The sequence below is a fragment of the Geitlerinema sp. PCC 7407 genome (genome assembly GCF_000317045.1).
GTDB lineage: Bacteria > Cyanobacteriota > Cyanobacteriia > PCC-7407 > PCC-7407 > PCC-7407.
This window is the reverse complement of the sequence record NC_019703.1, coordinates 1750367-1776191: the sequence shown is the minus strand read 5'-3', so window position 1 is coordinate 1776191 and position 25825 is coordinate 1750367. Positions and strand designations below refer to the sequence as shown.

Sequence of the window (25825 nt, the reverse complement as noted above, 5' to 3'; positions counted from 1 at the left end):
GGCGATCGCCCTTTTTTGTCTCCGAATTTGTAACGGCTCCCAGATTTTCTGATCAGCCTGGCTACGGTAGTGCAAGGTCCAACACCCCTTTGGCCTGTCCCATCTGACTAGAAGGCATCTAAACTCCCATGCGAAACTCAACGAAACTCTCTGCTTCCCGCATGATGTCCGCATTTCTCCTCGCGGGCGGCATGCTGATCACCTCGGGTCTGCCGAGCGCTGCTGTCCCCCTGATGCAGCCCCAGCCCGGCCAAACCGTCATCAGCCAAAAGCCCAAGGGCGATCGCCTGCCCTCCCGGCTCAGTCGCCGCGTGATCCGGCAGGCCGCCAGTGATCTGGGGATTGCCCGCCGCAACCTGAGCATCGTCAGCGCCACCGCCGAAATCTGGTCCGATAGCTGTCTGGGCATCCCTAGCCCGGTCGAGCTCTGCCTAGCGGCCATGACGCCGGGGTGGCGCGTTGAGATCACCAACGGCAGCCAAACCTGGTTTTACCGGATTCACGCCGGCGGGGGCTCCATTCGCCAAGAGCCCCCGCTGCCGACGGAGCCCGGCCCGTCCGATCGCCTCTCCGAAGAAGCAGCTCAGCGGATTCTAGAGCAGGCGGCTCGGGATGCCGGGGTCTCCGTCGATCGCCTGGGCATCAGCGCCGTGGAGTCCCGCGTCTGGGACGGCTGCTACGGCATCAGCACCGGACCAGAAACCGCCTGCACCAAGATCGCGATTTTTGGCTGGCGGGCCGTGGTCACCGATGGCCAAAAAGTGCTGATCTATCACACGAACCAGGACGCGACCGAGATTCGCCTCAACGAGATGGCCAGCCAGCTTCAGGGGCAGGGCGTCGTGCCGGGTCTGCTGCCAGAGGCGGAGCGGACCGCCAATCCGGGCGATGAAGTGGTGTTTCAGTCCATCTCGAGCGGCGGCTTCGCGGGGCAAACGCGGCAGATCATGCTGATGAATGATGGTCGCGTAGTGAGCCTCTTGGTGGGTGAAACCATTCGCTCTGCGCCCCAGACGATTCGCCAGCTCTCGCCTCAGGAGGTCGAGCGCTTCGTTCGCCAGATCCAAGAGCTGGGCTACAGCAACTTCGTGGGGCTGGACTACCCGGCTCCGGCGGGCGCAGCGGACTACTTCAGCGTGTCTCTGAGCACCATGTCGGGCACGCTGCGCTACACCGACATCAACGCGGATCAGCTACCGACCAACCTCCGGGACATCATCGCAACCTGGAGCCGCATTAGCCGCTAGTTCTGGCTTTGGCCGCTAGCATCTGGGGCCTTCTCTAGTTGATGGCTGGAAAACAGCCCAGGAGATGGCCCGCTACATCTCGCTTGCCCACTCACTTCCCACTCACCGAATCTCCCATCCCATGGTCACCTCGAAGTTTTTGCTTGGATTTGGCACTGCGATCGCCCTGGGACTGGGCGCGATCGCCTGTGCCCCCACCGCGCCCGCTGGCCCAGAACCGATCGACTCTCCGCCGGGCGCTTCTAGCCCTAGCCCCGTGGCCACGACGGCGGGCGATCGCCCCAGCACCCAGACGGTCAAAGATCCCTGGACCCAGCAGGACGTGACGCTGAAGCTGTTTGAGCAGCCGGGCGTGCCCATGACGACCTACTACGCTGAGGAAACCTTTGAGGTGCGGGCCACCAGCGCCGGGGAAGGCACCAGCATTCAGTTTTCGGGCCAAGGTCCAGAAAACGCCTACGTCCAGATCTATGTGCCGCGCGAAAACAGCAGCGTCGCCGAGATGGAGGAGCGCGTCTCTGGGGCCAATGGACTAGTAGAGACCAACGGCTGGAATGTGACAAGCACCAATGGGCCGCGCGCCTATCCCTGGGTTCAGCAGCGCGTGGACTTTGAGGCAGACTACAACGACCAGCAAAACTTTATGGGCACTGTCTACGTCGGGGAAATGAATGGTCAGGCCTTCACGGCAACGGTGCACTATCCCGCCGATGCTGGCGACGGTTTCGCGCCCCAGGCTGGCCAAATCCTTGAGAATCTGCAAGTGAGTCCCCGTTAACATCCCCACCGGGTCTATCTCGGTGATTCCCAAGCCTCACGACTGAAGTTTGCTGCATCCTGACCGCTGCCTCCCCCTGCAAGGAATTTTCGATGAAACACGCTTCTCTCGGGCGCTGGCGATCGCGCACTTTGCTCACAAGCCTAATGGCGATCGCCCTCTGGTGGCCCAGCCTGCCCAGCCATGCCCAATCCCTTGAGCCTGCCCCCCAGAGCTGCGCAGCCGAAAGCCAGCAGCAAACTGAGGAGCGCCTGCGCGATCGCTTTGAGCGAGCGATCGCCTTCCTGAAGCAGGATCCCCCGGCGCTGCTCGCCGCAGCTCCCCTAGTGCGCAAAGGGTTTGGAGACCTCGGCCAGATGGGCGATCGCGCTACCCGGGCGGCCTTTATCGAAAACTCGGTGCTGGTTAGCGAGGGAAGTGAGCCCTCGGCGCTGGGGCGCTTGGTCGAGCAGGCCAAGACCCCTGAGGAGCGCCAGGCCGCCCTAGAGACCCTCGAGCAGGTCCGCCAAACCATTCTGTCTCTGGACTCGGGCCATAGCCGCGTCAAGGCCCAAACCCTGACCCAGGTTGCCACTTATTACCGAAAACTGGATCAGCGAGAGGCGGCGATCGCCACCCTCAGCCAAGCTCGCCAAATCACAAACGCAGTTCAGGGAGCCGCTTTCAAAGCTCAGGTCCTCACGCCCATCGCCCGGGAATACCAGGCCCTCGGGGAGACGGCCGAGGCGATCGCCCTGTTTGAAGCGGCCCAGCAGTGGGTCCAGCAGTTCGAGCAGCCCAATCCGGCCCAGCAGAGCCAAGCCCTAGAGCCCATCGCCTTGGGCCTCGCTCAGCTCCAGCGCGATGAAGCCGCCCTGGCAATCGCCCAGCAGCCCGAGCTGGTGCCCTACTACCGCGCCAGCATCCTGCGCGGGGTGGCCCAGAGCTACAGCGATCGCGGTCAGCTAGACGCCGCCCAGGCGATCGCCGAGCGCATTCGCTCCGTCGAGCCAGCCCAGCGGGATATCGAAGCCACCACCTGGGCCGCCCTGGGTACGAACCAGGCCCAGCAATCGCCGGCCAAAGCGCGATCGCTGTTTGAGCAGGCCCTGGCGATCGCCGGTCAGGCCGAGGACCAGGGATACACCCTCTCCGTGGTTGCTCAGCAGGCCGCCGCCGCTGGCTTGCCGGAGCTGGCCGCCCCCACCCTGCCCCGCATTGGCGACCCCAATCGCCGCCTAGTCGTCCAAATTGCCCTGGCCCAGGCCTATAGCCGCACTGGCCAAACCGCTGACCAAAACCAGGCCCTGGCGGATTTGCGGGCCACCGCCCAAGCGGCCATCGCCAACTTTGATGACTTCGTGGAGTTCGGGCTGGCCGCCGAGAGCGATCGCCTGATCCAGGCGGGAGACTACGAGCTAGCAGCCCAGCTAGCGGTGCTGATTCAGCGGCCCTTCCTGCGCGAAAAAGCGCTCCTGGGAGCGGTGCGGGGCGCGATCGCCGCGGGCAAAGCCCCCGATAGCCTCCAGCTCCCCTCCCTCGAATCCTGGGAAAAACTCATGGTCAGCGGGGCGATCGCCGCCGGTCTAGAGCTGCGCGGCAACCCCGATCCCCAGCGCTACGACTACGTCATCCAGACCGCCCAGGCCCTCCCGGAGGCCCTGCCGCGCGCCCGCGCCCTGGCCCTGATTGCGGTGGAGGCCCGCCGAGCCCAGAATACCGAGCGAGCTGAGCAGGCCTTGGACCTAGCCGTCGCCGCCTTCCAAACTGGCAATCCCGACCCCAGCGCCCAGGCCAACGGGCTGACCACCGTCAGCGACGTCCTGATGGACGCCCAGCAATACGACCTAGCGCTCCCCCTGGTAGTTCGACTGTTCAAGGAACACCAGGACGAGCGGAAGCTCTGGGAAGTGAGCAATCAGCTGGCCACAACAGCCCGCTATGACCTCGCCCGTCAGGCCGCCACCCAGATCGAGCGGCCATCGGACCGCGCCAGTCTTCAGGTGCGCATCGCGCGCGGCTACGGAGAGGGGAACCAAAGCGAGGCCGCCCGCCAAACCCTGACCGACGCCCTCGCCACCACGGCCCAGATCCCCGGTTCTGAATCAGAGATGATGGTTGTTCGGGTCGACACCGACAGCGAGGGCAACGTGATCAGCAAGCTGGAGGTCGAAAATCCCAGCGATCGCGCCAGTCTGTATGAGGCGATCGCCCTCCTCTACCGCGATCTGGGCGATCGCAGCAGCGCCAGCCAAACCCTCCAGCGCATCGAGGACTCGGCTCTGCGGCAGCAGATTCAGCGCAAGCTGGACTGCCTCAATCCCTAGTGCGCGGCCAAAAACCCGCCCACAGCCTCCGCAAACGGCTCCGGCTCCACCAAAAACGCCCAGTGATTTCCCGGCACCACCGCCCAGGTGAGATCGCTCAAGTAGGTGCGGTAGGGCTTGAATTGCCAGTCGCGGCGATTGAGGCCCTGCTCGGGCTGCACAAACAGGGTCGGCACCGCCAGGGGCTCCGTCAGGCCCGCCACCTGCATCACGTCCTCAAAGACTTCATCCCGCGCCTGGACAACAAACTTGCTGCCCCAGGTGCCGTCCTCTTTTTGGGTCATGGCCTGGGCAAAGACCGCCTGCTGTAAGGGGCTCCAGCCCTGATACTGCTTGAGCTGCCGAATCTTGGCTTCGGCGGCTTCGTAGCTGGGAAAAGGCCCCATGGTTTGCAAAAAAGGCAGCACTCGGTACAGCAGGGGAAAGGTGACCTTCAGCCAGCCCGGCAGCGCCCCGATAAAGAAGGGGTCCACCAGCACCAGACTCTGGAAACGGGGCGATCGCTGGCGAGCCCAGATTGCCGCCACCTTGGCCGCCCAGGAGTGGGCCACGACATGGGCGCTGGACCAGCCCAGATGATCCATTAGTCCTTCGAGGTCGGCAATGATGTCCTCGCAGCGGTAGCCGGTGGGGGGCTTGCTGCTTTCGCCGTGGCCCCGCAGATCCGGCGCCACGCAGTGATAGCGATCGCCCCAGGCCGAGGCCACCTCGGCCCACACCAGCCCATGATCCCCGAGGCCATGGAGCAGCAGAACCGGCGTTTTTCCCGGCGACCATTCCCGATAGGCCAGACTGATCCCGCTGGACAGGGTTAGCTGATGGCGATCGCCCTCCGCTTCGTAGGTTGCGCGTGCTGTCACAGAACCTTCCTTTTTTGCTGCTTGCAACTTTTTTCGCATCATCCCTGCGATCGCCCCAGACAGCAAGACCGCAGTCTCGCCAACCAAAAGCCCCTCCGGCACTCAAGGCCCAAGGGGCAAAACAAATCGCAAGAAACGTTCGGGGAAAGGTTGCTCTAGCGAGCGGCCATGACGCAGTCCTCGGAGCTCTGGGGCGCGGCCGCCATACCCGCGGGCGGCACCAAGGCCACCACGTGGGGCACCGGTCGCGGCTCGTAGCCGACCAGGGACTCACCCTGATAGGCCAGGGAGGTGCTGGCCCCTGAGTCCAGCATGATGGCGTCGCGCAGGCCCGCTTCGGCCAGCATTTCACCGAGGGACACCGAGTCCACTGGCTCATGGGACACGCCGATCACCGGCTGGCCCGCCTGATTGATCCCCCAAAAAGCCCGGTGCCGCTCAGCATCAAAGTCAAACAGGCTGCCGAAACTTTCTGGGGGCTGGGGGACGCCCTGCTTGACCAGCCACGCCGCCCCAACAAAGGCGTCGGTGACATTGGGCATCTCAGCCTGGAGGCCTTCTAAGGTGTTGTGCCGATCAGGATCAAAGGGCAAAAACTGCGCGGCGGTCGGGCCAATGAGCACCAGGGGGCGGTTGCGCAGTTTCGGGTTTTCGCCCCGGTTGCCGGGGACAAATTTGCCGGTGCTCTGGCTGTAGACCGGGCCGATCATGACGTTGGAGTCCAGAAACTCCAGGGAGAAAAATCCGCCGTCCACACCGGCGATCGCCTCAGTTCCCGCCAGGATTTCGGGCACTTGGTAGCGGCTGTCGGCGTGAATCGTGATCGGTCGTCCCCCCGCAATCAGCGTCAGCGGCACGTCGTCGTAGATAGCCTGGGTGAGCTCCACCGGCGCCCCAAAGTTGAAGCCCGTGGTCCAGCGGGGGAGCGACGGACCGCCCCAGGCCTCTGCCACGACCTCTTGGATGCGCGACTGTCCGAACCGGGCGATCGCCAGCAGGCTCTCGGACTCTCCCGCAAAGCGCTCATCCCAGTCGTCCATCGTGAGGGCCGCCCGGTAGCCCGCCGCCTCCACGGCATCAGCCACCGCCTCGTTGTAGTGGCCCTCTGGGTAGGTGAAGTAATGAATGGGGCGTCCCAGCTTTGCCTCAAGGGCCTCTTTGGACGCTTTCACCTCGCGCTCCATGTCCGCCGTCTCCAGCTGCGTGAGGTCGCGGGGATGGGAAACGCTGTGGGAGGCAATGGTAATCAGGGGATCGGCTGCCATCTCCTGCACCTCGTCCCAGGTCATGCTGGAGCGCCCGAGCTGCTTGTCGATCTTGTCGGTGTAGATCGAGAAGACCGCCGGATAGCCATATTTTTTCAGCAGGGGATAGACGTACTGATAATGGCCCTTGTAGCCGTCATCAAAGGTCAGCAGGACGGGCTTTTCGGGGAGGGGAATGCCGGTGCGCAGGTGGGTGACTAGCTGATCTAGGCTGATGGGCGTCGCGCCGCTGGCCTGGATCAGCTGGAGATGGGCCTCAAATTCCTCGGGCGTCACGTCAAAAAAAACCTGCTTTTCGGGCAGGATGTCGTGATACATGAGAATGGGGACTTTGGCCTTTTGGGCGCGATCGCTGATCTGGGGCCACGCCGTCGGCGTGCTGAGGGCCATGATTTGCGGCCCCCAGTTGCGCACGATCGCTTCGACGGTGTTGATGGGGGTATTGACCCAGGTGGCGACCTCCATGATCTGGGAGGCTGCCTGCTGGACGGCCAGGGGTTTCGCCGCTGGAGCCGCACAGCTCCGGGCTGGCAGGGGCTGGGGGACATCGGTGGCTGGATCTTGGGCGATCGCGCTTCCCGGGAAAATCGTCAAGCTCAGGCTAGCTGCCGTGAGCAAAGAAATCGAGGACTGTTGTCGAGCCAAAAAGAGGTTCAGGCCGTTTCTCCAAGCAGAAGGCAACATAGGGATTGAGGAGGCAAAGGGAGCGCCGCTGTATAGATCTAGCGAATCTCAAGGGCCAAGACCGGTAGTTGTCAATACATCGGAGCAGGTTCTGGGCCAAACTACCGACCCAGGTCTACCGGTTTGTTTTGATTGCTAATTTGTCTTGATGGTCTTGATCAGGGTGATCGAGAGGATCGCGGGAATTGGGGATGCACCACAGCCAAACCCCTACCACTCTACAGGGTGCCGTGGGGTCCTGCGATCGCCCTTGGAAGGCTCGCCGTCTAGGAATTCGCTGAAAGTCCGCCCTGATCAGGGAGAAAACGATCGAATTAGAACGCTTGGTATGGACTATTGCATTGGGCTCGACATTGGCACCACCAGCACCAAGGCGATCGCGGTTTCGACCACCGGCGAGCTGCTGGGTCGGCAAGTCGCTTTTTATGAAACACGGGTCCCCCAGCCGGGCTGGGCAGAGCAAAATCCTGACACCGTTGTCGCCAGAGCCCTAGGAGCCGTCCAGGCCCTGATCGCGGAGGCAAACTTGGCACCGACCGGGGCGATCGCCCTCGGCCTTAGCTCGGCCATGCACAGCCTGATCGCCCTCGACGGCCAGGGCCGCCCCCTCACCCCCAGCATCCTGTGGTCCGACAACCGCAGCGCCCCCCAGGCAGCGGCCCTGCGCCAGTTGCCCCAGGCCCAGGCCCTCTACGAGCGAGTCGGCACGCCGCTCCATCCCATGCTGCCCCTGGCCAAACTGCTGTGGCTCCAGCAGGCTGAGCCGGCGATCTTCCGGCGATCGCACAAATTTGTTTCTATCAAAGAATACTTGTTGCAGCAGCTCTGCGGCGAAGCGGTCATCGACACGTCGATCGCTTCGGCCACTGGCCTGTTTAACCTGCGGCAAAACGCCTGGGATCGCGAAGCGCTGGCGATCGCCGGGATTGCCCCAGTCCAGCTGAGCGAACTGGTGCCGACCACCCACTGTCTTGGGGGCCTCACGGCCGCCTGGGCCAAGACGCTGGGTTTGCGGGCCGATCTACCAGTGGTAGTGGGCGCCAGCGACGGCGTCTTGGCAAACCTCGGCGTGGGCGCGATCGCCCCTGACCAGGTCGCCATCACCCTCGGCACCAGCGCGGCGGTGCGGGCCACGGTTTCCCAGCCCCAGACCGACCCTCACCAGCGCACCTTTTGCTACGCCCTGACCGCCGATCGCTGGGTGGTCGGCGGCGCCTCCAACAGCGGCGGGGTCGTGCTGGAGTGGTTTCGCGATCAGCTCGCTCAGCCGGAGGTGATGGCGGCCCTCGAAGCGGGTCAGGATGCCTACGAGGCACTGATTGCCGGAGCAGCCTCCATCGCGCCGGGGGCGGAGGGCCTGCTGTTTTTGCCCTTTTTGACCGGGGAGCGATCGCCCTACTGGAATCCGGCGGCTCGGGGCGCTTTTCTCGGCTTGGCGTCCCATCACCGGCGATCGCACCTGACCCGGGCCGTCCTCGAAGGCATCGTGCTGAATCTGGCCGCCATTTACCGGACGCTGCCGCTGCCGACCGCTGTCTCGGAGGTGCGGGCCGCTGGGGGCTTCGCGCGATCGCCCCTCTGGAAGCAGATGCTGGCCGACGGGCTGGGGGTTGAGGTGGCGATCCCGGCCGTCTACGACGCCAGCAGCTGGGGGGCAGCGCTGCTCGCCCTGCACGCTGTGGGCTGGCTGCCCGATTTATCGGCGGTTCAGTCCTTTACCCCGATTTACGAACGCTTTTCGCCGGACCCCGATCGCACTCAGCGCTACCGGGAGCTGTTTCGCCTGTACGAATCGGCCTACCACAGCCTAGAGTCAACGTTTTCGGCCCTGGCAGCCTGGCAAACTCAGGGCTAGAGCGCTATTCCACCAAGCCCGATCGCAGGGCGCGCACCGCTGCCTGGGTCCGGTCATCAGCGCAGAGCTTGTTGAGAATGTTGCGGACGTGGGTTTTGACGGTGCCCACCGTGATGTAGAGCTTTTCGGCGATCGCCGCGTTGCTGCATCCAGCCACGATCAGCTCGAGCACTTCTAGCTCTCGCTCCGTCAGGGGGTAGGCCTCCAGGATCTGCTCGTACTCTTCTGGCTGGCCCGCATCGGCGGCGATGGTTTTCGTCTCGGCAGGCACCGTCACCTCCGGCACCTTGCGGCTCTGGCTCAGCACGATGCGCGCGATCGCCGGGTCGATCCAGGCGTTGCCCTCGTGGGTCACATGGAGCGCCTCGATCAGCTTGTCAATGCTGACATCCTTCATGCAGTAGGAGTCGGCCCCCGCCGCAAAGGCAGAGAGCACGGCATCCTCATTGTCATGCATGGTCAAAATCAAAATCTTCGTGGCCGGATCGCCCTCGACTGCCCCTTCGCGAAACTGGCGAGTCAGCTCGATACCGTCCATATCCGGTAAGCCGATGTCCACCACGGCCACATCCGGCTGCGCGGATTTGAGAATTCGCAGCCCCTCCGTCGCATTGGGCGCCTCTCCCACCACCTGAATGCCGTCCCGCTGCTGGAGCGCTGTACGCAGGCCCACGCGCGTTAGGTCATGGTCTTCAATCAAGACAACACGGATGTCACTCATCGTCGTTTCTAAGGATTTTTGGGGATTTTAAGGAGCAATCTTTGAAAACCAGTCTACAGGGATTCCGAAAGTGACCCGGTATAAATATCTCTTTCGGTATAGGCAGTTTCTGCTGGAAATCACGGCTCTCTCCCAAGGGCTAGGCCAGGGGAAGGAACCCCGGTGCTAAGCTAGGGCTAGCTACAGTTTTCGCTGCCCAACTTGTGAAAAAACGCGTCACGCTTACGTTTCCTCGGCGATCGGTGCATATGCCCGTAACCTACCGCCTGGCCAAAGATTTCAACGTTGCGGCAAACATCATCCGGGCCCAGGTCGCTCCCAACCAAATCGGTAAGCTGGTGGTGGAGTTGTCGGGGGATATTGATGAACTCGATGCTGCCATTGACTGGCTGCGATCGCAGGATATCGGGGTTTCCCTCGCTAGCCGCGAAATTCTCATCGACGAAGAAATTTGTGTACACTGTGGTCTGTGTACGGGGGTTTGTCCCACTGAGGCGCTCACCCTCGATCCCAAGACCTTCCGACTGACCTTCACGCGATCGCGCTGCATCGTCTGTGAACAGTGTGTCCCCACCTGCCCAGTGCAGGCGATCGCCACAGATCTTTGACTTAGCGTCCTTCTTGCTTTCGTTCCATCATGCCCGCTGTACTCCAGTTTCTACAAAGACTGCCTTGGGTTTCTCTCCTGCTAATGCTGATCGCCTACGGCACCTTCGGCTGGTCGATCGCAGAAATCAAAATTGCCCACCACTGGTGGGCTTTGTGGCTGCCAGCCGAGCTACTGGCGGTCATGCTCGCTTTCATTACCACCTCCCCGCTGCGCACCCTCGAGCGCATCATTAATCAGTGGTTCAAGAGCAACTTGACCTCCTTTGTCGCCGCCGTGGGCGGGGCATTTTTGGTGGTGGTCATGCTCACCTGGATCCACGTCTTCGCCTACCTGCTGGTCCTGGTGGCCTCCGAAGCGCTAGTCCGCCTAGATCTCCAAACCGGCGGCTTCAACGAGCGCCAATCCTTTTGGCTGCTCATTGTCATCGCTTTTGCGGGGTTGGGGGCTGGCTGGGCCACCTACAACATTCAGTGGGTGCTGACCCACGTTCTGTGAAACGCGCTCCCAACGAAAAAGCAGCCTGGGAAGGGCTGCTGGCTCAGATGCATGAGGTTCTATAGTTTTCACGATATCGCCTGGGTCGATGGAGGTGGCGTCAGTTACGGTTTTTGATACGCCTTGGGATGTGTCTCGGGAGTGGACAGTCTGTGGACACTGTGAAAATCGGCACAAGGGCGATCGTTCCTCCAGGATCCTGAGACCAGAATGTACGTAGCGTTTAACTGTCCCTGTGCCCCGCAGCCTCCAAGCTGTGGGGCAGTTTGTTTTTGGGGAGTATGTTATCGTCCCTCCATCCTTCGAGCACTGAAATCAGGGCCAAGGAGGGGCAGTTTTTTCTCCAGACTCCAAAAGGATGCAGTACCTTGGAAAGGAGAATGGAGCCGCAAGACTTTTTATAACTTCTGCTAAAGGCATCCAGCCCTGACTCCTCGCGGTTCGAGCCCACAAGCGCTCAGTGCTGCTTCCCCCCAAGTCCTCGGGGGCTCTACAAAATCAAGCGTCTTTCTACGCTTTGACAGCAGCTTAAAACTGGAGTTTGGGGTTCGATGAAACTTCAACTACTCAAACGAGGGTTGTCCGGGCGCAGTGGTTGGGAACTATGTGTGTGTGTTTTCGGTTGATGGCGAACTCTAGCTGAGGTGATCAACGCTCTTCCAACTCCTCTCGCACAATGAAGCAGGTTTCTTTTCCTTCGTCTTTTTCCCAAGCGCTGCAAACCCTGAAGCTGGGCGATGCGATCCTGACCCTGTGCGATCGCGCTCAGATTGCTCTCTGCATCTTGGACAACCAGAGACGAATTCTGCAAACCAATCCAGGCTTTGAGGCGCTCTACGGCTGGAGCAGCAGCGATCTTGTAGGTCAACTGCTCGACGATCTGCTGGTGCTGCCAGCGGGAGAGGCCGAAATGCTGCTGGGGCTCTCTCAAGCGCCGGTGGGTTCGTCCCAGTGTTTAGAGCTGTCTATCTATTGTCGATCGGGGGATATTCGGCAAGCCCAAATGACTGCCGATCGGGTAGAGCGTGAAGGAAAGATCTACACCCTGGGGGTCTGGATGGATATCACCGAGCGCAAGCAGGCCCAGGTGTCTCTCCAGCAAGCCAACGAAACCCTCAAGCAGAAGGTAAAAGAACAGACAACGCAGCTATCGAAGGTCGTGTCGCAGCTGCGGACCGAAATTGGCGATCGCCGTCGCATCGAGGCCGACTTGCGGAAAGAGCGCGAGTTTCTCAGCGCGATGCTCGAAAGCGTCGAGGCCGGCATCGTCGCCTGCGACGCCAACGGCACACTGAACCTGTTCAACCGGGCAACTCGAGAGTTTCACGGCTTGCCCGCCGAGCCCCTGCCCCCCGATCAATGGTCGCAATATTACAATCTCTACCGGCCTGACGGTCGCCCGATGACCATGGAGGACATTCCGCTGTTTCGGGCTCTCAAGGGCGAAGTCGTCGAGAATGCCGAAATGGTGATCGCGCCGCGTGAGGGGACGCCACGAACGCTCCTGGCCAATGGCCGCCTAATCGTCGACTCGGCAGGGCAACCCCTCGGGGCTGTGGTGGCGATGCACGACATTACCCAGCGCAAGGCGGCGGAGATGGCGCTGCGCGAGTCAGAGCAGGCGCTGCGATTGCAGGCCCAGCGCATTGAGGAGACGTTGCGCGATCTTCAAAGGACCCAAACGCATCTGGTCCAGAGCGAAAAGATGTCTAGCTTGGGACAGCTGGTTGCAGGGATCGCCCACGAAATCAACAATCCCATCAACTTTATCTACGGCAATTTGGCCCCGGCCAGCCAGTACGTAGAAGACTTGCTCCATCTTATTGAGCAGTTTCAGCAGCACTATCCGACGCCGCCGCCAGAGATCCAAGAAGAGATCGAGGAGATGGATCTGGAGTTCGTGACGGAGGATCTGCCCAAGCTGGTAGCGTCAATGCGCGTGGGGGCCGACCGAATTCGGCAGATTGTGCTGTCTCTGCGCACGTTTTCGCGGGTGGACGAGTCGGAGTGCAAGGCGGTGGATATCCATGAAGGCATCGACAGCACGCTGATGATTTTGCAAAATCGCCTGAAGGCAAAGGCGGGCCAGATAGCGATTCAGCTGGTGAAAGAGTACGGCAATTTGCCCAAGGTGGAATGCTATGCGGGACAGCTCAATCAGGTTTTTATGAATTTGCTGTCCAATGCAATCGATGCGCTGGAGGAGCGAGATAGTGAGCGCTCTGTGGAGGCGATCGCCCAGGAGCCCAGCCAGATCACGATCACCACGCGATCGCTCAGCGAGTCTGCGATCGCCATTCACATTCGCGACAACGGCCCCGGCATCAGCGCCAGCGTCCAGGAGCACATTTTCAGCCCCTTCTTTACCACCAAGCCCGTGGGCAAGGGCACCGGACTCGGTCTCTCGATCAGCTATCAGATCGTGGTCGATCGCCACGGCGGCAGAATGGAGTGCCTCTCGGAGGCTGGCCGGGGCACGGAGTTCATCATTGAGATCCCGGCTTGCCAGAGCAAGAGCCTACCGGAAGCCGTGGCTTAACGCCTACGCCCCCAGCCTCCGCTCAAGATTCTGGGAAAAGGGTCAAAACCAGTTGCAGCGTGAAGGTGGTCCAGCCGCCGCCGCTGCTAGCGCGGATGGTGCCATTGAGCTGCTTGACCAAACACTTGACCAGAGCAAGCCCCAATCCTGTGCCACCCTGCTTCCAGGGATCCCCGTTCGGCACGCGATAGAACTTCTCGAAAACCCGGTTTAGGTCTGCGGGGGGAATTTCAGCCTGGTTTTTGACCGACAGAATGAGCAGGGCAGTCCCTGGAGGACTGGCTCGCCGCGATCGCCGCCCGCAAAAATGGATTTCGCCGCCCGCTGGCGTGTACTTGCAAGCGTTATTGAGCAGTTCTGCGATCACCCGCTCTAGACTGTTGCGATCGCAGGTCACCACCGGCAGGGGCCTTGTCAGCGCCACCTTGAGCCGCTGCCGATGGCCATGAATCCGCGACTCAAAGGGGTGTACCAGCGTCGGCAGCCACGTCTCCAAATCCACCGACTGACAGGTACTCGGATAGACCTCCGCCTCAAGGCGCTGGAGATCGAGCAGATCGTTGATTAGGTCCGACTCGCGGTGGCATTCAGCCTGGAGGATGTCCAGGTACTGTTCTCGTTTAGCCTCGCTAGGCGCCAGCTTGAGCATGTGGATCGCCATCTTCATATTCGAGATGGGAGTGCGCAGCTCGTGGGAGACGGTGCTTAGGAAATCATCCTTGAGGCGATTGAGCTTTTCGAGCTCCTGCACCTGGGCCTGCGAGGCCTGATACAGGCGCGCTTGGCGGAGCGCGATGGCGCACTGGTTCGCGATTTGCTGCACGAAGCGAATTTCCAGTTCGCTAAACATATAGTCTTGGTGGTTGACCAGCCACAAGTCCCCCAGCACGCCCTGATCGTCAAACATGGGGCAAGCCAGCATCGCGACTCGGCCCCGCACCGGGTTCGGCGTAATCGAGCAAAACTGAAAATACAGACCGTCGCAAAGCTGGGCGTAGATTTCGGGAAAGTTGGCCAAGCGCGTCACCCGGCCCTGGGACCCCGGAATGGAGGCCGCATACTCATAGCAAATAGTCGAAATGCCTTTCTCGAGGTCGTACATGGCCGCGTTGCAGCAGTTGGCCTTGAGAACGAGGGCCACTTCCTGGACAGCCACCTGGACAATCTGGTGCTCGTCGAGGCTGTCGCGGACGCGATCGGTCAGGCGCTTGAGGGTCGCTTCGTGGTCGAGGGACTGCTGAAGCTGAGCGGTTCGTCGCTGAACCTGGACTTCTAGGTCGGCTTTGAGGGTTTGGACCTCTTGATAAAACATCGACTGTTGAATAGCGATGCCCACTTGGCTGGCGAGGTGCCGCAGCAGATCCATTTCGAGCGGGTCCCACTGACGGGTGCTGCTGCACTGATGGGTCATCAACAGGCCCCACAACCGGCGATCGCCCACCAAGATCGGCGCCGTCAGGCTGGCCTGAATCTGAAAATCATCTTGACCGGCGCTCTGCCCCCAGCTCAGCGCCACCGCTGATGCATCGGCGATCGCCTGCACGCTCCCCTGCTGAAAGCTTTTCCAGGTGGCTGGACGCAGCCACCCCTGGGCCAGCTGCGTATTCAGCATAGGTCGCCAGTCCGGCCCCACCGATTCCACCAGAACACTGCCGCTGCCGTCCTCCTCCAGACAGCAAATCAGCACGCGGTCCATGGCCAGGAGCTGCCGAACTTCCGAGACGGTGGTAGACAAAATGGTGTTGAGATCGAGCGATCGCCGAATGCGCTGGATGACAGCCCCCATCAGCTTTTCGCGCTCCACCTGTTGATGGAGGGCCTGCTCAGCCCGTTTGCGCTGGGTGATATCCGTCAGGATATGAAAGCTGTGGCGCTGATTCTCGCCAAAATCCGCCGCTGGCACCGTCGAGAGGATGGTGTAGACCTGGCCTAGACTATCGTTGCTCCAGGCAAGCTCCACCGCGCTCCGAGCACCGCGCCGCACCTGCTCAAGATGCGCATCGAAGACCGCAAGACTCTCAGGGGCCAAGTAGTCCCGCAGCGATCGCCCAATCAGCGAGCTGCGATCGCCCCCCAGCATCTCCCGCAGCTTTTCATTTTCATAGAGCAGCTGATTGGTCGCATCGCAAATCGCAAAGCCCTCATTCATCGTCTCCACGAGCCGCCAAAACTGGTATTCACTCGCCTCCAGGGCGTGGCGCACCCGCCGCTGCTCCGTAATGTCGTGGAGATACAGCTCTAGGCCCCCCGCCACCGGATACATATAGATAGAGAGCCAGCGCTGCCGCAGGCGACAAAACTCCTCGATTTCGATCGCCACCTCCTCCACCATGCTCCGCTGCAAGGCCGCCAGGGTTTCAGGAGTCAAGTGGCCTACCAGAGCCGATCGCAGGTTTTGGTCCAGGAGATCCGAACGCGATCGCCCCAAGACCTGCTCCGCCCCAGCACTGACAAAGCGCACGCGAAACGCTTGATCCAAGGCCATAAACGCATCTTTGAAATGCACAGCCGGGCGATCGAGGTAGCTCATCACATCCGCCGGAGTAGGCACCTCTCGCCGGTGCAGTACAGCCGCCAGATGCGACGCCTCCGGTAGCTCCTGCGTCGGCACCAAAACGGTTAAAAAGCCAGTCAGATCTCCCGCAAAATCATGAAACCCCAAATGCATCATCTGTACCGGCACCGGCGTACCGTCTTGACGCCTCAAGATCCAGCCTTGGCACCACCCCGTCCCCTTAGCCAACCACGTCAGCAGTCGCTCACCATCCCGATGCGCAGCATAGGCCTGGAAAAATCGATCCAAAGGCCGCCCCAGCACCTCCATCATGGGCCACTGGAGCAACTCCTCCGCTGCTCGATTCCAGGCCACCACGTGTCGGCGCGCATCGGTAATGGCGATCGCCTGACGCAATCGCTCCACCACCGGCCCCAGCGTCAAAAAAACTTCACCCAAGCCCTCATCAGATTGGCCATCGCGCAAAAGGCGAAGCAGCGCCTCGACAAATTCGCTGTCCTGACACGCATCTAGGAGATGTTGAAGAACTTCAGGGGTCATAGGTCAGAGCAACAAGCGGAGACTAGCAATGACCGAAGGCAGGACAACTCGCAAGCAGATCTGGGCGCAGCGGGCTATCTATACCTTACCTGGAATCCTCCCAGGCAACTCAAATTCTCTCAGCAAAATTACAGAGGTTAAACCCCAAGCTGCCCCAAATTAGTTGCAAAGGGTCTTCCGGGAAAACCCCCTTGCAAGTTTCAGTTCGCTGCTGAGAGGCACCTGATGCTCTGGCACTTCAGCAAACCCAAAACGCTTCCAAACGCAAAAGCTCCCGGCAATAACCAGGAGCTTTCGACAATTTGCAGAAGTATGCGGATGGCGAGACTCGAACTCGCAAGGCTAACGCCACACGCCCCTCAAGCGTGCGTGTCTACCAATTCCACCACATCCGCGTGGGGAGACACAACAAATTTTCGCCAGCGGCGAATCGTGTCGCTTTACAAGCATAGCCGATTATCCAAAGAATGCAATACCCCCGACCCAAAAAGTCGGGCGATCGCCTCCACCCTCGTTTTCGGGAGCGCAAGTTGCCGACCACTGCGTGGTAGGATGAGCTACCGGGCCAAACCAGCGTGAATTCCCACAGGCAATGCGATCCGATGCCTTGTCAAATCTCCAGGGCTGAGCAGTTTCGCTTCCCTCGGCTGTCTTGCTCCCAGGGCCAGAGTGTCTTTGGAAGGCAGCCCGTGGAAACCAGGCGCGATCGCCCCCAACCCACTCCATCCAACAGCTTGCTGGGATCACTCAACCCAACCATTCCTTCATCGACATCTAAAAAGACTGGAAAATGCGGTTCTCAAAAATCTTGATTGCTAATCGGGGGGAAATTGCCCTGCGCATTCTCCGCACCTGCGAGGAAATGGGGATCGCAACGGTGGCCGTTCACTCCACGATTGACCGCCATGCCCTGCATGTCCAGTTGGCTGACGAAGCGGTTTGCATCGGCGATCCGCCCAGCGGCAAAAGCTATCTCAACATCCCCAACATCATCGCCGCAGCCCTCACGCGCAACGCGACGGCCATCCACCCGGGCTACGGATTTTTGGCCGAAAACGCTCGCTTCGCCGAGATCTGCGCCGATCACCAGATCAGCTTTATTGGCCCCTCTCCGGACAATATCCGGGCCATGGGCGACAAATCTACAGCTCGCGAGACCATGCTGCGCATTGGCGTGCCGACGGTCCCTGGTAGCGATGGCCTCGTCGAAGATGAAAAAGCGGCTCTCGAGATCGCGCGTCAAATTGGCTACCCCCTGATGATCAAGGCGACCGCCGGTGGTGGCGGTCGAGGGATGCGCCTCGTGCCAGAAGAGAGCGAGCTGATCAAGCTTTTCTTGGCGGCTCAGGGAGAAGCCGAGGCAGCTTTCGGCAACCCGGGGGTCTATCTAGAGAAGTTCATTGAGCGGCCCCGGCACATCGAGTTTCAGATTCTAGCCGACAGCCACGGCAACGTGATTCACCTAGGTGAGCGGGACTGCTCGATCCAGCGCCGTCACCAAAAGCTCCTAGAAGAAGCTCCTAGCCCCGTCCTCACCCCTGAGCTACGCACCAAGATGGGCGACGCAGCGGTGCGCGTAGCCAAGGCAATTAACTATGTGGGGGCGGGTACGGTTGAGTTTCTGCTGGATCAGTCGGGGAGCTTCTACTTTATGGAGATGAACACCCGCATCCAGGTGGAGCACCCCGTCACGGAGATGATCACGGGGCTAGACCTGATTGCCGAGCAGATCCGGATTGCCCAGGGAGAACCCCTTTCTCTTACCCAGGAGCAGGTCCAGCTCAACGGCCACGCCATCGAGTGCCGGATCAATGCCGAGGACCCAGATTACAATTTCCGCCCGAATCCTGGTCGCATCAGCGGCTATCTGCCGCCGGGTGGGCCGGGAGTACGGATGGACTCCCATGTCTATACGGACTATGAAATTCCGCCCTATTACGATTCTTTGATTGGCAAGCTGATCGTGTGGGGTCCCAATCGGACGGAGGCGATCGCCCGGATGCGTCGCGCCCTGCGAGAGTGTGCGATCACCGGCCTGCCCACCACGCTAAATTTCCACCAGCGCATTCTGGAGCGGCCAGAATTCATCAAGGGCGAGGTCTACACCAACTTCGTTCTGCAAATGATGCAGGATTCAGTCTGATTGGCACCCACGGGCTTGTGCCGTGGGTGCCTGGTTGCTGCGCAGCCCAGAACCTCGAGCAACGTTCTAGCAGCGAGGCCCCTACTGCACGCGCGCCATCATGGTCAGCAACCCCTGCTGACCCAGCAGGATCTCGCGCACCAGGCTCAAGATTCCGACCCACAGAATCGGCGCAATATCGACGCCGCCCAAGGGCGGAATAAGCTTGCGCAGAGGCCCTAAAAAGGGCTCTGTCGGCCACGCCACCACATTGAACGGAAAGCGGTTGAGCTCGACCTGCGGATACCAAGTCAGCACAATTCGAAAGATAGACAGGAAAATCATCAAACCCAAGAGCGGGCCTAGAATCCAGGTCGAGACAACTGCGGCATTCATAGAATTACGCTTAGAAAACGCTGAAAATGCTTTAAGGGACTGTTTCTGATTCTAGCGCCCGGCGATCGCCCCCTCGCGAGACTCCTCCCAAAGAAGGCTCTAGCTGGTCAGGAGAGGGGCGCGGGTGATATTAAAATAAGAAGCAGGCAAAACCAGCTGTTGTGTTAAGAGAGGATTTAAGGAAAATGACCGCATCTCTGGCCAATTTTATCTGGAGTCTAGTTTTGGGCCTTGTCATCGTTGTTGTTCCCATCACGGTTGGCCTGATCTTTATTAGCCAGAAAGATAAAATCCAGCGTTCATAGGATTTTTTTGAACTATATTCAGGAAGCAAAACTGCCAGCACAATTTCTTTTGAGATCAAGATTGGTAAGGACTGCTTCTATTGCCTAGCTCTGGTGCTGAGTACATAGCATCAGAGCTTTGATCTTTGGGGATCAAGCATGGCCGATCGCAGCAAAAAAGGGAATCCAAAACTCATTTTTGCGCGCTTTGCTTGAGTCCCCAACCCCAAGACCTCTACCATGCAAGCGTGGAGATTTCATCTCCAACTCGCTAAGATAGAACCGACAAAGGAGAGGGCTGATGGTCAACTTCAATCTCAATCTGGCGAGTATTGTCGGTATTGCACTGGTGATCGGCGGCGCTGCCCTGTACGCCGTTCGCACCGTGCGGCCTGAACTCGCCCGTGACTACGACATTTTTTTTGCTGCCGTTGCGCTTTTGAGCGGCGCAATCTTCTTCTTTCAAGGCTGGCGCTTTGACCCCATCATGCAGTTTGGCCAAATTCTGCTGGGGGGTTCGGCAATTTTCTTTGCCTTTGAAAGTGTGCGCCTGCGGAGCGTAACCGCAGAGCAGGCGAAACGCAACACACCCATCGTGGATGACGAGCGACCTGTCAGTCGGGTATACCGGGCAGAACTGGACAATGACTTGAGTCCGTTGGACGATCAGCCCCCTGCGCGTCGCATCCGCGGATCTCGGGGGTGGGATGAGGACTATGAGGATGAAGCTCCTCGTCGGCGTCCTGCCAGCGATCGCCTGGGTCCAGCGACCTCTCGGTCAGCCTCACGCCCAACGAGCCGTCGCCGCCCTCGCCTAGACGAGCGCCCGGCCGCTCCCGAAGAGTGGGACGAAGAGGTGGATGATGAGCCTCGGCCCTCTCGCAGTCAGCGCAGCCTGACCAGCCGATCCAGCAGCCGCAACTCTCCTCCTGCTCGGCCCCCGCGTCGATCGCGCTCTTCTGAGGACTACGGCGAGCCGCGATCGCCCGAAACGAACTCAGGCGGCTCGGACTATGTGGACTATCGGCCCGTCAGCCGCGCCAGCGAAGACGACGACGGCACCAACGATAAATTTGAATACTAAGTAAAGGCGGCGATCGCCCCTAACCCACAACAAAAGGCTGATGTCAGAGTAGACGTCAGCCTTTTGCCTATTTTGCCTGGATCTTTAGATCAGCTAGAGCCTCAGATCGCGAGCAGCGAATTCAGCGCAAACCCAGCCAGGTGAAAATATCCTGGTGGGTCACCCACTCGAGCACCAGCAACAGCACAAAGCCAATCATGGCAAAGCGGCCATTGATAATTTCTGCGTAGGGCGTCCACCCAAACGCCGGTTCTTGAGCCGGTGGCGTCTCTCCAGTTTGTGGCGCTTGCTCAGGTGCAGTGGACATCGCTTCAGTACTCCCAAAATAACCATTGGGGCGTCTACGACGGCCCCTCTTTTGAGTTTAGCGGCTGGGCCTGAACCGATTCAATGAGCGATCGCACCGTTTTGACCCCCTGGGACGGCTCAAAGCTCAGCGGAAACTTGCCATGGGCCAGCATCCTCAGGCCCAGTGGCCCCAAGCTAGCCAGCCCCCGCAAATCCCGAAACGAGTTGCCCACCACCTGCACCCCAAAGCGCCGCTCATCAATCCAGCCCCCCTCCTTCACCAGCGACACCAGCACCTTGCGGTGGCGGACCGGGCGACTCGCCTGATCATCCTTGCGCGCCAAAATTTCCTGCTTGAGCTTGCTGATTTGCTCCATCGGCGCCACGTCCATCGGACAGACGCTGTTGCAGTAGTAGCAGCGTGTACAGCCCCAAACCCCCGCTGTTCCCTGGTTGTAGTGCTCCAGGCGCTCTTCGGTCTGGTCATCCCGAGAGTCTGCCACCATCCGGTGAGCCTTCGCCAGCGCGTGAGGCCCCACAAACTCCGGGTTCACTTCCCGCGCATTGCACTCGGAATAACAAATTCCGCAGAGAATACAGTTACCCGTTTGATTGAGCTGATCGCGCTCCTGGGGCGTCTGCAAAAATTCGCGCTCCGGAACCCGGCGCGCCTCGGTACTGACATAGGGGTCGATCGCCTGGAGGCCCTGCCAGAAACCACTCATATTCACCACCAAGTCTTTGATCACGGGGGCGTTGCCCATGGGGGCGATCGTGATAGTCGGAGCCGCAGCCCCAGAAGCCCCGTGGGACAGGCGATCGAGTTCGCTCCTCACGCTTTCTTTGCAGGCCAGCGCCGACCGACCGTTGATCCGCATGCCGCAGCTACCGCAGATCGTATTCCGGCAGTTCTTGCGGAAGGCCAAAGTACCATCTAGTTCCCACTTGATCCGGTTAAGGCAATCCAAAATTGTGTTGCCCGGATCGACATCGAGGGAATAGGTCTGAATTTGAGGCGCGGAGTTTTGGCTTTGGCGAACGATCTTGAAGAGAACTTCCATAGGAAGAAACCACTACCTTGAAGCGAGCCGTTGGGAAGACAAATTTCTGCGGTCTGGTTGGTAATGCCTCTAGTGTAGTCGGTGACTTTTGGGGATCAAGAGAATTTCAGAACTGTTTCAGGTAGGTCGTCAGGAATTCGCCGCTTTTTCTCATAAGGAATGGACCAAAATTGGTTGATTCCTGACATTGCCACAGGGGTTTCAGCGGCGATCGCCCTTAGGGCGTAAACTGCTGTGAGAATCGCCTAAGCTGTGGCATCTCCCGCTCTAGCACCTTCGGAACGCCGAGCATTCAAGGGTGGCTTTGGTCTAAATCTGTCAATTTCTCCTCAAGAGGAACGCGAACTAAATCAGAATGTCCGCCAGCGATCGCCCTTCAATTTTGTTGAAGTTTTTACCGTTCTTTCTCAGTACGCTTCTTTTGACTTTCCTGAGATCAGGCCATAAATTTTGGTTGACAAAGCAAGGAAATAGTGTAAAGTATCGGAGCTACACGTCTTGATTCGGGCTATTCCCCCGGATAAAAATTAGGCTGATCGCGCTAATAAAGAGACGTGTTGAGGAAGACTTTAGCTAATATAAAACTTTCTATATAGATAAAATTAGGCAAACTCTAAAACTTTTTCGAGAAACATTGGCACGAAAGAGAATTTTAGAGATATATTTTATAAAGCCGATCTTCAAGTTTAGGCATATACTAAGCTCGAAAAGCTTGACGAAACTCTAGAGACGATGACAGAAACCGCAACAACTCCGCTAACGGGTAAAGCGCTGCTTCAAAAAGTAAAAGAACTGTCGCACTTACCGCGTCGAGAAACTGCTAAGCGCTGTGGATACTACACCACTACTAAGAACAGCCAAACTCGCGTCAATCTGACAGATTTTTATGACGCTCTGCTGGCGGCTCGGGGCATTCCTCTGAGCCCAGAAGGCACCAAGGATGGTCGGGGCCGTGAACCGACCTACCGAGTCAGCGTCCACAAAAATGGTCAGATTGTCATCGGTGCGACCTACACTCAGGCCATGGGTCTCAAGCCTGGGGATGAGTTTGAAATCAAGCTGGGCTACAAGCATATTCACCTCAAGCAGGTGGATAGTAGCCAAGATGATTTCGGGGGTTATGACGACTCTGAAGACGAATAAACTTAGCCAATTGTTTCGCTTTGGAAGTCAGGTTACAAGACACAGCAAATTAATTTTTGCTGATGTTTTGTATTCTTTCCTTGATAGGTAAGGCGTTCGTTTGGCAGTAGTTACCTTGAGGAAATGTGCTTTAGAGCACTACTTCGGGGTTGATGTTTGCTCCTCCACTTCATGGCTCGTTTTGATCGATGGCTTGAGCTTTTAGAGACGTCTTTTTTGGCGGCTCCGGCGATCGCCCGTATCAGCCTCTTTTTTGCTGCTTGGGTTGCTCTCTGGCTCCCGATCGCATTTCCGCTGGCGGCGCGCTTGCAGTGGCAATGGGGTACTCCCCTGGCACCCCACCAGAAGCTGTCGCTGGTTGCGTCCCTGTATCTCCTGGCTCCCCTCGTGCTCTATGGCGCTCAGCAAGTAGAGGGCAGCACGTGGGCTGACCTGGGCCTTCTCTGGAACTACCAGACCCTTGGGTCAGCGGGTCTTGGCTTGGGATTGGGTGCGCTGGGCATTGGGGTTTTATTTGGCGTGCAGCGATCGCTGGGCTGGATCGGGTGGCAGTGGCAGCCAGACGGACCCAGCCTGGGGCGGGCGCTGGCGAGCGTCGTTTTGCCGACGCTGGTGCTGGGAAGCTGGGTCAGCTTGACGGAAGAGGCCATCTTCCGGGGCTTTCTGCTAAACCAGCTCCAGACGGACTATGGGTTTTGGCTGTCGGCGGCGATCGCCAGTCTGATTTTTGCGGTGCTCCACCTGGTGTGGGACCCCTGGCGCGAAACCGGACCGCAGGTGCCCGGGCTGTGGCTCATGGGCATGATTTTGGTGGTGGCGCGCTGGGCCAACGGCGGCAATCTGGGCTTGGCGATCGGCCTGCACGCAGGATGGATTTGGGCCATGGCCACGCTGGACACGCTCCAGTGCATCCACTACACAGACCGAGTTTCTCCGTGGCTGACGGGCCTGGGCAACAAGCCCTTGGCCGGGGCAACCGGGCTGCTGTTTTTGGCGGGGACCGGCGCTGTGATTTGGCGGCTTGGTCTATCAGATTTTTTGTTTTAAGAGCTCTGTTGAATGCTCTAGAGCCCTGACCATGACAGTTTCAAGATCTAGCGCTGAGATGGCCCGCTTCGTTGTTGAGGCGGGCCATCGCGTTTTGGCCGGAACCTGCTAAGCGTTGGTCAGAGGGGAGAGGGCTCGGACCTTGTGAGGGTGACCAGGGTGATGGGGTTGAGGGGGGTGAAGCGCGTCAGGGAGGCGATCGCCGTGGAGCGAGCCAGCTGCACCTGCAAACAGCGCTGATGCCAGCCCTGCTCTCGGCTCCAGGCGCTGACCTCAGCCAGATGTTCGAGGGTGGCCAGGGCCAGCACCACGCGCCCACCGGGACGCAGGCGATCGCGACAGACCGACAGGATGGGCTGGAGCTGCCCCCCGCTTCCGCCGATAAACACGCGGTCCGGATCGGGCAAGCCCTCCAGGGCCTCGGGCGCGCGCCCCGCGATCGCCCGGACTTGGGGCGTCGCGAATCGGCGCGCATTGTCCTCAATCAGCGCAACGCCCGCCGCCGTTTTTTCGATGGCGTAGATCTGACTGGCGGGTCCCAAACGCGCCATTTCGATGGCCACTGAGCCCGTCCCCGCGCCGACATCCCAGATCGTGTCCGCCGGTAGCGCCAGTTCTCCCAAGGCCAGGACGCGCACTTCTCGCTTGGTCATCAGGCCCGGGCGATCGGCAAAGCTGGCGAAATAGACATCCGGGATTCCCAGCAGGGGCAGCGCCGTCGGCAAAACTGGGGCCTGGGTCTGGCGCAGCAAGATCACCACATTCAGCGGTGCAAAGGTCGTTTGCTGAGCCGCTGCCAAAGGCCACTGCTGCACTCGTTCATCTTCGCCGCCGAGGCTCTCGGCCACCCACAGATCGTATTGCCAGGGCAGATCCAAGGAGGTGAGCAGACGGGCGATCGCCCCTGGGCTATTCGTCGGATCTGTCAGAACCGCCAGCTTCTCTGCTCCCTGCTGGAGGGCCTGGGTCAGCGCCTCCAGCGATCGCCCGTGGACGCTGACTAGGCGGGCATCCTGCCAGGGCACCTTGATCCGGCTAAAGGCCAGCTGCATGGAGCTGACCTGGGGATGAAACGCCACCTGCTCAGGGGACAGATGGCTCAGCAGGACGCGGCCAAAGCCAAAAAAGAGCGGATCGCCCGACGTGAGCACCACAATCGGCGACACCCCGGCCTCGGCAGCCCGGACAATGGCCGCCAGGGCGCTGTGAAAGTCGCTGAGACTGAGGCGCTCAGCCGGATGATCGGGAAAGTAGGCCAGATGGCGATCGCTCCCCACCAGCAGCTTGGCGCTCGCCACCAGGCTTTGCAGCACCGGAGAGAGCCCCTGGGCACCGTCTAGCCCGAGGCCCACAACCTGCACCGGCATCATGGCGATCGCCGCTCCCAGGCCAGCACCAGCAGCGCATTCACGATGGCCGCTGCCGCTGGCGATCCTCCCTTGCGGCCCTCCACCCGAATCTGCGGCACCCCCTGCTGGGCCAAAGCCGCCTTGGACTCCACCACCGCCACAAAGCCAACCGGCGCCCCAATCACCAGGGCGGGGGCAACGGGGGCCGTCGGCAGAGAGTCACAGAGGGCCAGCAGGGCCGTCGGCGCATTGCCGATCACATAGATGCCTTGGGGAAAGCGCTCTAGACAGCGCAGCAGGCCCGTTTCTGTGCGGGTGCGGCCTGGCAGCGCCTCCGTGGCTTCCTCCACCGCGCAGATCAGGGGGTTTTGGAAGGTTTGCCCCACCATGGTGGCGATGCCTTGGCGCACCATGGTCACGTCTGTAATGATCGGGGTGCCAGCCGCCAGCGCCTCCAGGGCGATCGCGATCGCCCTGGGGCTAAAGCGCAGCAGATCTTTAAACTCAAAATCCGCCGTACTGTGAATCACCCGACGCGCGATCGCGTACTCCTCTGGGGACAGCGTGTGCTCCCCAATTTCGCGATCGATCGTCGCAAAGCTTTCTAACAAAATCGGATGGGGCGCCCAGGCCATG

Annotated in this window: 21 protein-coding genes and 1 tRNA gene; 12 read left to right on the top strand and 10 right to left on the bottom strand. The window is 60.0% G+C overall.

Features of this window, described 5'->3' with window-relative positions:
- The first annotated feature begins 128 nt into the window (after positions 1-128).
- The 3 genes from GEI7407_RS07550 to GEI7407_RS07540 all read left to right on the top strand — a co-directional run bounded on the left by GEI7407_RS07550 (position 129) and on the right by GEI7407_RS07540 (position 4331).
- A complete protein-coding gene (locus tag GEI7407_RS07550) occupies positions 129-1247 on the top strand; it encodes a hypothetical protein (RefSeq protein ID WP_015171548.1) in 1119 nt (372 codons plus the stop codon).
- 121 nt (positions 1248-1368) lie between these two features.
- The gene (locus tag GEI7407_RS07545) at positions 1369-2025 is read left to right on the top strand and encodes a hypothetical protein (RefSeq protein WP_015171547.1); all 657 of its coding nucleotides are present in this window, start codon (positions 1369-1371) and stop codon (positions 2023-2025) included.
- Between the two features lie 92 nt (positions 2026-2117).
- Positions 2118-4331 carry a hypothetical protein gene (locus GEI7407_RS07540; RefSeq protein ID WP_015171546.1) on the top strand — a complete coding sequence of 738 codons (2214 nt, stop codon included), beginning with the start codon at positions 2118-2120 and terminating at the stop codon, positions 4329-4331.
- Here the strand turns inward: GEI7407_RS07540 and GEI7407_RS07535 are convergent.
- Both GEI7407_RS07535 and GEI7407_RS07530 read right to left on the bottom strand, forming a co-directional pair.
- Positions 4328-5191, bottom strand: coding sequence for an alpha/beta fold hydrolase (locus GEI7407_RS07535; protein ID WP_015171545.1), 864 nt, complete (start codon positions 5189-5191; stop codon positions 4328-4330). The genes GEI7407_RS07540 and GEI7407_RS07535 overlap by 4 nt on opposite strands.
- Before the next feature lie 155 nt (positions 5192-5346).
- Entirely contained in the window at positions 5347-7140 is a 1794-nt protein-coding gene (locus GEI7407_RS07530) for a polysaccharide deacetylase family protein (protein WP_015171544.1), read from the bottom strand.
- A gap of 328 nt (positions 7141-7468) precedes the next feature.
- Between GEI7407_RS07530 and GEI7407_RS07525 the strand changes: the two genes are divergently transcribed.
- Positions 7469-8995: a gluconokinase gene (locus GEI7407_RS07525; protein ID WP_015171543.1), complete on the top strand. Its 1527-nt coding sequence runs from the start codon at positions 7469-7471 to the stop codon at positions 8993-8995.
- 4 nt (positions 8996-8999) lie between these two features.
- On the opposite strand, the gene GEI7407_RS07520 is transcribed toward GEI7407_RS07525, so the two are convergent.
- The gene (locus GEI7407_RS07520) at positions 9000-9716 is read right to left on the bottom strand and encodes a response regulator transcription factor (protein WP_015171542.1); all 717 of its coding nucleotides are present in this window, start codon (positions 9714-9716) and stop codon (positions 9000-9002) included.
- A gap of 203 nt (positions 9717-9919) precedes the next feature.
- Between GEI7407_RS07520 and GEI7407_RS07515 the strand changes: the two genes are divergently transcribed.
- The 3 genes from GEI7407_RS07515 (at position 9920) to GEI7407_RS07505 (ending at position 13360) form a co-directional block, all read left to right on the top strand.
- On the top strand, positions 9920-10324 hold the full coding sequence (locus GEI7407_RS07515; RefSeq protein ID WP_015171541.1) for an NIL domain-containing protein: 405 nt from the start codon (positions 9920-9922) through the stop codon (positions 10322-10324).
- Between the two features lie 29 nt (positions 10325-10353).
- On the top strand, positions 10354-10821 hold the full coding sequence (locus GEI7407_RS07510; protein ID WP_015171540.1) for a hypothetical protein: 468 nt from the start codon (positions 10354-10356) through the stop codon (positions 10819-10821).
- A gap of 676 nt (positions 10822-11497) precedes the next feature.
- Entirely contained in the window at positions 11498-13360 is a 1863-nt protein-coding gene (locus tag GEI7407_RS07505; protein WP_015171539.1) for a PAS domain S-box protein, read from the top strand.
- Between the two features lie 22 nt (positions 13361-13382).
- Here GEI7407_RS07505 and GEI7407_RS19400 read toward each other — a convergent pair whose 3' ends face one another.
- A complete protein-coding gene (locus GEI7407_RS19400; RefSeq protein WP_015171538.1) occupies positions 13383-16415 on the bottom strand; it encodes a GAF domain-containing protein in 3033 nt (1010 codons plus the stop codon).
- Between the two features lie 313 nt (positions 16416-16728).
- Positions 16729-16810: transfer RNA gene (locus GEI7407_RS07495), tRNA-Leu, on the bottom strand.
- A gap of 395 nt (positions 16811-17205) precedes the next feature.
- On the opposite strand from GEI7407_RS07495, the gene accC reads away from it, so the two are divergent.
- Positions 17206-18558, top strand: a complete 1353-nt coding sequence (gene accC, locus GEI7407_RS07490) for an acetyl-CoA carboxylase biotin carboxylase subunit (RefSeq protein WP_015171537.1) — start codon at positions 17206-17208, stop codon at positions 18556-18558.
- Positions 18559-18639: 81 nt separating this feature from the next.
- Here accC and GEI7407_RS07485 read toward each other — a convergent pair whose 3' ends face one another.
- Positions 18640-18933: a YggT family protein gene (locus GEI7407_RS07485; protein ID WP_015171536.1), complete on the bottom strand. Its 294-nt coding sequence runs from the start codon at positions 18931-18933 to the stop codon at positions 18640-18642.
- A gap of 185 nt (positions 18934-19118) precedes the next feature.
- Between GEI7407_RS07485 and psbX the strand changes: the two genes are divergently transcribed.
- Positions 19119-19238, top strand: a complete 120-nt coding sequence (psbX, locus tag GEI7407_RS07480) for a photosystem II reaction center X protein (protein WP_015171535.1) — start codon at positions 19119-19121, stop codon at positions 19236-19238.
- Positions 19239-19518: 280 nt separating this feature from the next.
- Positions 19519-20301 carry a Ycf66 family protein gene (locus GEI7407_RS07475; protein WP_015171534.1) on the top strand — a complete coding sequence of 261 codons (783 nt, stop codon included), beginning with the start codon at positions 19519-19521 and terminating at the stop codon, positions 20299-20301.
- Between the two features lie 121 nt (positions 20302-20422).
- Here the strand turns inward: GEI7407_RS07475 and GEI7407_RS07470 are convergent, their stop codons facing one another.
- Together GEI7407_RS07470 and GEI7407_RS07465 are read right to left on the bottom strand one after the other, a co-directional pair.
- Positions 20423-20608, bottom strand: a complete 186-nt coding sequence (locus tag GEI7407_RS07470) for a chlorophyll a/b-binding protein (RefSeq protein WP_015171533.1) — start codon at positions 20606-20608, stop codon at positions 20423-20425.
- 34 nt (positions 20609-20642) lie between these two features.
- A complete protein-coding gene (locus GEI7407_RS07465) occupies positions 20643-21650 on the bottom strand; it encodes a succinate dehydrogenase/fumarate reductase iron-sulfur subunit (RefSeq protein ID WP_015171532.1) in 1008 nt (335 codons plus the stop codon).
- Positions 21651-22382: 732 nt separating this feature from the next.
- On the opposite strand from GEI7407_RS07465, the gene GEI7407_RS07460 reads away from it, so the two are divergent.
- Positions 22383-22793 (top strand): AbrB family transcriptional regulator, encoded by a 411-nt coding sequence (locus GEI7407_RS07460; RefSeq protein ID WP_015171531.1) that lies wholly within the window; start codon positions 22383-22385, stop codon positions 22791-22793.
- A gap of 171 nt (positions 22794-22964) precedes the next feature.
- A complete protein-coding gene (locus GEI7407_RS07455) occupies positions 22965-23840 on the top strand; it encodes a CPBP family intramembrane glutamic endopeptidase (RefSeq protein ID WP_041268805.1) in 876 nt (291 codons plus the stop codon).
- 119 nt (positions 23841-23959) lie between these two features.
- Here the strand turns inward: GEI7407_RS07455 and GEI7407_RS07450 are convergent, their stop codons facing one another.
- Together GEI7407_RS07450 and GEI7407_RS07445 are read right to left on the bottom strand one after the other, a co-directional pair.
- Positions 23960-25210: a bifunctional cobalt-precorrin-7 (C(5))-methyltransferase/cobalt-precorrin-6B (C(15))-methyltransferase gene (locus GEI7407_RS07450; RefSeq protein WP_015171529.1), complete on the bottom strand. Its 1251-nt coding sequence runs from the start codon at positions 25208-25210 to the stop codon at positions 23960-23962.
- Complete coding sequence (locus GEI7407_RS07445; RefSeq protein WP_015171528.1) at positions 25207-25824, bottom strand: cobalt-precorrin-8X methylmutase; 618 nt, start codon at positions 25822-25824, stop codon at positions 25207-25209. The genes GEI7407_RS07450 and GEI7407_RS07445 overlap by 4 nt, the downstream gene beginning before the upstream one ends.
- Position 25825: the final 1 nt, after the last annotated feature.

Bases quoted from the DNA above. Each gene is read 5' to 3' on its own strand.
- GEI7407_RS07550 (WP_015171548.1), top strand. From the start codon at position 129: ATGCGAAACTCAACGAAACTCTCTGCTTCCCGCATGATGTCCGCATTT.
- GEI7407_RS07545 (WP_015171547.1), top strand. From the start codon at position 1,369: ATGGTCACCTCGAAGTTTTTGCTTGGATTTGGCACTGCGATCGCCCTG.
- GEI7407_RS07540 (WP_015171546.1), top strand. From the start codon at position 2,118: ATGAAACACGCTTCTCTCGGGCGCTGGCGATCGCGCACTTTGCTCACA.
- GEI7407_RS07530 (WP_015171544.1), bottom strand. From the start codon at position 7,140: ATGTTGCCTTCTGCTTGGAGAAACGGCCTGAACCTCTTTTTGGCTCGA.
- GEI7407_RS07525 (WP_015171543.1), top strand. From the start codon at position 7,469: ATGGACTATTGCATTGGGCTCGACATTGGCACCACCAGCACCAAGGCG.
- GEI7407_RS07520 (WP_015171542.1), bottom strand. From the start codon at position 9,716: ATGAGTGACATCCGTGTTGTCTTGATTGAAGACCATGACCTAACGCGC.
- GEI7407_RS07510 (WP_015171540.1), top strand. From the start codon at position 10,354: ATGCCCGCTGTACTCCAGTTTCTACAAAGACTGCCTTGGGTTTCTCTC.
- GEI7407_RS07505 (WP_015171539.1), top strand. From the start codon at position 11,498: ATGAAGCAGGTTTCTTTTCCTTCGTCTTTTTCCCAAGCGCTGCAAACC.
- GEI7407_RS19400 (WP_015171538.1), bottom strand. From the start codon at position 16,415: ATGACCCCTGAAGTTCTTCAACATCTCCTAGATGCGTGTCAGGACAGC.
- accC (WP_015171537.1), top strand. From the start codon at position 17,206: ATGCGGTTCTCAAAAATCTTGATTGCTAATCGGGGGGAAATTGCCCTG.
- GEI7407_RS07485 (WP_015171536.1), bottom strand. From the start codon at position 18,933: ATGAATGCCGCAGTTGTCTCGACCTGGATTCTAGGCCCGCTCTTGGGT.
- psbX (WP_015171535.1), top strand. From the start codon at position 19,119: ATGACCGCATCTCTGGCCAATTTTATCTGGAGTCTAGTTTTGGGCCTT.
- GEI7407_RS07475 (WP_015171534.1), top strand. From the start codon at position 19,519: ATGGTCAACTTCAATCTCAATCTGGCGAGTATTGTCGGTATTGCACTG.
- GEI7407_RS07470 (WP_015171533.1), bottom strand. From the start codon at position 20,608: ATGTCCACTGCACCTGAGCAAGCGCCACAAACTGGAGAGACGCCACCG.
- GEI7407_RS07465 (WP_015171532.1), bottom strand. From the start codon at position 21,650: ATGGAAGTTCTCTTCAAGATCGTTCGCCAAAGCCAAAACTCCGCGCCT.
- GEI7407_RS07460 (WP_015171531.1), top strand. From the start codon at position 22,383: ATGACAGAAACCGCAACAACTCCGCTAACGGGTAAAGCGCTGCTTCAA.
- GEI7407_RS07455 (WP_041268805.1), top strand. From the start codon at position 22,965: ATGGCTCGTTTTGATCGATGGCTTGAGCTTTTAGAGACGTCTTTTTTG.
- GEI7407_RS07450 (WP_015171529.1), bottom strand. From the start codon at position 25,210: ATGATGCCGGTGCAGGTTGTGGGCCTCGGGCTAGACGGTGCCCAGGGG.
- GEI7407_RS07445 (WP_015171528.1), bottom strand. From the start codon at position 25,824: ATGGCCTGGGCGCCCCATCCGATTTTGTTAGAAAGCTTTGCGACGATC.